Annotated in this window: 3 protein-coding genes and 1 pseudogene; 3 read left to right on the forward strand and 1 reads right to left on the reverse strand. The window is 45.3% G+C overall.

The window, feature by feature from the left end; genetic code table 11:
• From QT974_RS27150 to QT974_RS27160, 3 genes and pseudogenes are all read left to right on the forward strand, one after another.
• Window positions 1-267: hypothetical protein (locus QT974_RS27150; protein ID WP_333471515.1), on the forward strand; the 267-nt coding region annotated here is incomplete at its 5' end.
• A gap of 129 nt (window positions 268-396) precedes the next feature.
• A pseudogene (locus QT974_RS27155) lies at window positions 397-834 on the forward strand (XisH family protein).
• A complete protein-coding gene (locus QT974_RS27160) occupies window positions 822-1,154 on the forward strand; it encodes a XisI protein (protein WP_333471516.1) in 333 nt (110 codons plus the stop codon). Before QT974_RS27155 ends, QT974_RS27160 begins: the two are co-directional and overlap by 13 nt.
• Window positions 1,155-1,374: 220 nt before the next feature.
• Here the strand turns inward: QT974_RS27160 and QT974_RS27165 are convergent, their stop codons facing one another.
• Window positions 1,375-5,982 (reverse strand): eIF2A-related protein, encoded by a 4,608-nt coding sequence (locus tag QT974_RS27165; protein WP_333471517.1) that lies wholly within the window; start codon window positions 5,980-5,982, stop codon window positions 1,375-1,377.
• Window positions 5,983-6,256 lie beyond the last annotated feature (274 nt).

Below are 6,256 nucleotides of genomic sequence, written 5' to 3' on the forward strand. Positions count from 1 at the left end.
CATGGAGAAAACGCGATATTTGATATCCAAATGCTTCACCCTCCGACGCGCGAGTTCCGATTTTTGGTGGTACTTGGGGTTAGATCGATTCACTTCGGGATAGCTTTGGTTCACGGGGGTTGTTGGTGGGGTTTGGGCGAAGCATTCGGATATATTAATTCGGGTTTTTTCTATTATATTGTCGCCCGAATGCTTCGCCCCTACGGGGGTTTGCGCCACAACCAAAATCAAAGAAACCGGGTTTTTGGCCGCTTCTGCTGGCCATAACGAAGTATTCTGGAAAAAACCCGGTTTCTGACCACTCGCACGTAAGTTCGATAGGAATTTACTGCAAATCGTATATACTTAAAATACAACAACTATCCAAGATATTAAACACAACGAGTCAGTACAGATATGTCTGCTAAAGATGCCTTTCACGAAGTTGTTAAAAACGCTCTCCAGAAAGATGGATGGCAGATTACTCACGATCCATATACTTTACAGGCAGGAACTTTAGAACTTTACATCGAGTTGGGTGCCGAAAAGGTAGTTGCAGCCGAAAAAGATGGACAGAAAATTGCAGTTGAAATCAAAAGCTTTACTGGCCCCTCCAAAATCTCCCAATTTTATACAGCTTTAGGACAATTCATTAGTTATCGAGCAGCTTTACAAAAATAAGAAAATGAGCGTATTTTATACCTAGCAGTACCAGGAAATATCTACGATAGCTTTTTTACAATGGGGTTTATTCAGTCTTTAGTTCAACAAAATCAAATTCATTTAATCGTTTATGATATAGAACAGGAGGCGATCCTCTTCGAGGGCTCCGCTAACGCACAATGGCAAATGTAGACCTTTATCGGCAACATATCCAAAATCTGCTCTCCCAACACGCTAGTCTGGTGTGGGATGAGCGAATTCAGGCTCAAACTATCTTTGATACTGAGCGAGACCATTATCAATTAATCTATGTAGGCTGGCGCAATCAGCGGCGAGTTTATGGCCCGGTTTTGCACCTGGATATTATGGACAATAAAATCTGGATTCAGCAGGATGGTACCGAGGTGGGTATTGCTAACGAACTGGTTGAATTGGGAGTTCCCAAAGAAGATATTGTACTTGGGTTTGACCCGCCGATGATGCGAAAATTGACTGAATTTGCGATCGGATAAGTTTTAGGGTTTTTTCTATTTTATTGTGGCATGAATGCGATGATGTAGATGCAGATTAAGGGTAAACCCGCAGTCCGGCAAGGGTTGAAACCCCTGCCTCAAAGCGAAAGTCCTCTTGCATAGGACTAAAGAATTAATTAGTCCTCTTCAGAGGACTTTCGCTATTAGACAGGGAATTGATTCCCTGTCGGACTTGGTGGAGTGACAGCCTTTGCAACAATCAATTTTCCACAGCACCTAAAGCTTTGAGCGTGGCTTTTTCAACTTCCGTTAAACCCATGACTCCAGCAATATTCATCCCCTCATAAGGTCTGTCACTTTTCAGTATTTTGATGCACTCACCGGTCTCAATATCCCAAAGTCTAATTGTGCCATCCCGAAAGCAAGCAGCAATAATTGTTTCATTTGAACTGAAGGTAACTGAATTAATTCTACTCGTATGACATTGCAAAATTTTGAGACATTCACCTGTACGGATATCCCATAATCTTAGCGTTCCATCTACACTTCCACTAGCAACTATTTCACCATAATAACTAAAGGCAACTGAACGTATCCAATCAGTATGCCCCTGCAAGATTTGGAGGCATTCACCGCTGCCGACATCCCATAATCTTACTGTTCGATCGACACTTCCAGTGGCAAGTATTTTACCATTTGGACTGAAGGCGATCGCGCGTGCCCAATTCGTATGCGCCTGTAAGATGTGGAGGCATTCACCAGTATGGATATCCCACAGCCTCACCGTTCCGTCAAAACCTGCACTGGCAAATATCTCGCCTAAAGGACTGAAAGCCGCCGAGTTTACAGAATTGTTATGCCCTTGCAAGGTTTGGAGGCATTCGCCAGTACCGATATCCCACAGTCTCACCGTTTGGTCATAACCTGCACTAGCAAGTATTTCACCATTGGGACTGAAGGCGATCGATCGTGTTTCATTGCCAAATTCTGGCAAAGTATGAAGGCATTCACCACTGCGAATATCCCACAGTTTCAGTGTTTGGTCGTAACTAGCGCTGGCAAGTATTTCACCCGAAGGATTGAAGGCAACTAAGTTTACCCGATCGAGATGTCCGCGCAAGATTTGGGGGCATTTATCACTGCTGACATCCCACAGCTTGACTGTTTGCGCGTCATCGCCGCTGGCCAGCATTTCACCGTTGGGACTGAAGGCGATCGACCTTACTTGATTGCTATGCCCTTGCAGCGTATTCAAGCATTCACCGCTGTTGATATCCCACAGCTTCAGCGTTTTATCGTAACTGCCGCTAACAAGTATTTCACCCCCAGGATCGAAGGCGATTGACCCTACTCGATCGTTATGTCCTTGCAAAGTATTCAAGCATTCACCGCTGTTGATATCCCACAGTTTTGCTGTGCGATCGTGACTGCCACTTGCAAGTATTTCGCCATTTGGACTGAAGGCGATCGATCGTATGTGATCGAAATGTCCCTCCAAAGTTTTGAGACATTCACCAGTAACGATATTCCACAGCTTCACTGTGTTGTCGGCGCTGCCACTAGCAAGTATTTGACCAGCAGAATTGAAAGCAACTGAAAACACGCTTTTAGTATGTCCCTGCAAAATTTTGAGGCCTTCACCAGTACCGACATTCCACAGCCTTACTGTTGTGTCGCCACTGCCACTAGCCAACATCTCACCAGCAGGATGGAAAGCCACTGAAAATACAACTTTAGTATGGTCTAGCAAAATTTTGAGGCATTCACCAGTGTAGATATTCCATAACCTTACCGTGCGATCGAAACTGCCGCTAGCGAGTATATTTCCATCAGGATTGAAGGTGACTGACATGACTGATTCGGTATGTCCGTGCAAAACTTTTAAACATTCACCAGTTTTGACATTCCATAACTTGATTGTATTTTCATAACTCCCGCTAGCAAGTATCTCACCGTCAGGACTGAAGGCGACTGACTGCACCACGTTGGTATGTCCTTTACAGGTCAATATTTCTCTTCCACTGCTAGCTTCCCACAAGCGAACTACACCATCAGTATCACCTGTAGCTAACAGTTTGCCATCAGGACTAAATATTACCGATCGAACACCGCCGAAGATTTTAGTAAAGGTAGAATTACTCAAATTCGCTTCAGCAAAATTGACGCGGCGCAAGCTAGCATTTGTAAAATCAGCACCTAAAATAACTGCACGAGAAAAATCTTTTGTTTCTAACGCAGTGCGATCGATTTTTACCAACAGCGTCGCCGCATTCCCTCCCACATAACCTACTTCGCTTTCAGTTTTTCCCCGCGTTGCTTCCAGAATTTCCAGTAGGGGCGACTTCTCTAAAGCCCCCCTTGTTAAGGGGGGTTGGGGAAATCTCTCTTGACTAGCATCGTCACAATCCTCTCTTCCTAATAGGAATTCGGGGGATCTCTCGTGATTGGCATCGTCACGATCCCCCCCGGCCCCCCTTAATAAGGGGGGAGAAATAACATCCAACATTGGTAACAACAAATCCATCACTGCTTTCGTCAGCGGTGCGTGTCCGAAACTCTGAAGAAGTTGCCCTAAATCTTCAGCAACAAATCCCTGCAAAGGCGCGATAAGTTCACCCTTATTTCTCTTCTGGGCTTGCAATCGACAATAATTAGACCAAGCATATTTTTGAGGCGCTGCATTACGATCTAAACAAGACTGTTCCGGCGCAACTAATTCGGTAAAATCTGCCGCCAAAACTCCCAATTCCGCTGCAAATTTATAAGCGACAAAAAACTCTAATAACGAACGGTGCGCCGGACTATAATCGCCATCGGCATTGCGGATCAGCATGGTTTGACCCATCATGTCATAATGCCAGTGGTCTAAGTCTTTTTCCTCTTGGACGACGGAACCAAACAAGCCGCGAATGCGATCGGGAAAACCGCGATAATTCAGGCTCATTTGGTTGGTTGACAGCATTTCCCAAGATAACTCGCATAAGAAATACAGCTTATCTGCTAAAGAAGTAAAAGTGCGTTCTGCTTTGATATCTCTCTCTATCTTCCGCCGCACCGCATACAAATAAATCCGCGACATATCGACGGGTTTTCCTGCTTCAATATCGGGCAATGCTTCCAAAATTAACTCGGTCATCACCGGGCGACGCGCTAAATCCAGTAGTTGCAGGTTTCGCATCACTTTTTCGACAGTAGTTGCTTCTGTTTGAACTGACAGCGCTTGCCGAATTTGCTCGTCGTTAAATTTCTCTAATTCTAATACTTCAAATTGGGGAGTTTCGCCTGTTAAAATGGTTGTTGATGCTTGCAGTTCGGCATTGAACAATGCCCGTCCTTCCTTGCCTTCGGGGAAGTGTTCGGTACGGCAAGTCAGGATGACTTTTGCGCCGGGAACCACGGCTTTTGCGAGTTCCCAGAAGTTGTTGATGGTTTCTTGTCGATCGCACTTAGCGGCCATTTCATCAAAACCATCGAAAATCAACAGAAACTTACCCATGCGATTCAGTTGTTCAAAAGCCGAATAACCCGCCAAAGGTATCTCGTGTTTCCGAAAGAAAAACTCGGAAAATAGCGACTCCACACTAACTGCTTTGGCATAATCTCGCAGCGGAATTACTAACGGCAACCGCGGGCGTTCTAAGCCGCTCTTTTGAGCTTTTTTGTAGCGTTGCAGCGCCATCCAAGCATAGTGCATGGCAAACCAAGTTTTCCCAGTTCCAAATTCTCCTAAAACTGAAATATGTTCTTTTACTGGGTCATCCAACCATAGGTCAATATAACCTTCTATCCAACCATCTCGCCCGCCATAATGACTCACGCCTATCTTGCGGTGAGTATCGGGGTCAAATTCTTCTTTCGTACAAGCTAGCGGCACGTATTTCGTATCAATGCCACGACTGGTAATTTCAGTTTCCAGCCAATCCAGATAAGTGGTAAAATCGGCATCTTGATCCAGCAATTCATCGAAAGTAAAGCAAGCTAGATCGCGATTTTCATCTTTTTTTACTTCATCCCGCGCGGCGCTACTGATGCGGCGGGCGGTGACTAACCAACCTTCATCGGTGCGCTGTTTTTCCACGGATTTGCGCAGGGCCAAGATGTCCTTGAGCCCGGCTTCTCCGGCGATTCCGCGCACTAAAATGCGATCGTACTTTTTGCGTCTCACCGGAACATCGATAATCCATTCAAAATAGTTATCTTCGCAGATTTGATAAGTTTCAAATTGATAATTTAATGTTTCAAACCAACCGCGAACTTGTTGTGATAAAATGAAAGCTTGAGACTTTTGAATATTCGTTGATGCTGCTGCCGGAAGTGCGGGAACATCTTCGGATTCCAAGCGCGCAAACTCGGTGCGAATTCCTTCCAGCGTGGGCAAGCGTTCGATGCGATCCATTACCAGAGATAGGCGTTTTTGTAAAGAGGCGATCGCATTTCCCACCATCACATCGCCAAGGGTTCGCGTCCGCTTGGCTACTTCCATAAACACGGCCGCAAATGCCATGAATTCCCGTCTGGGATCAATGCCTAAATCTCGAAGTTCTTGGCCCAAAGCACTTTCGTTGAGAAACTCATCGCCTGCTTGAATTAAAATGGCTGGGCTGTCGGACTCGAAAGCTTTGCGAAAAGCTGATTCAATCTCTTCTTGGCGAAACAGTTCTAAAATTTGCTTGGGTTTGCCAGCGCCGTATTCTACTAAAGTATAAACGTAAACTCCGCTAAAATCTGCGGGTGGCGCGTCGGGGTCGAGGTTAAATTTTTTTAATAATTTGATGACTGTTTCGTTGCGCTGAAGCCTGTCTCTGATGGTACCGAAGGGAATGGCTGTCAGGAGGCTGATAACTAAGTCGAGACTAATTGGGATCATTTAGGCTTTCCTGTTTTTCCGTGGGAGTTATTCTCAAATCTCAAATCGGTAGGCTGTGTCCCTGAAATGCGTTGCGGGCGATCGCACATTGCTCTGTTTTTATGTTAACCCATCAGCCAACTGTTGCACGCAGACAGTCCGAGATTTGTCAGATTCCGAAAGTCCGAGATTTGTTAGATTCCAAAAGTCCGAGATTTGTCAGATTCCGAAAGTCCGAGAGGGTGCATCTGGTGCAAGGCAAATATATCCGTAGGGGCGAAGCATGACCGCATTC

This window comes from Microcoleus sp. BM001215392, assembly GCF_036700185.1.
GTDB lineage: Bacteria > Cyanobacteriota > Cyanobacteriia > Cyanobacteriales > Microcoleaceae > Microcoleus.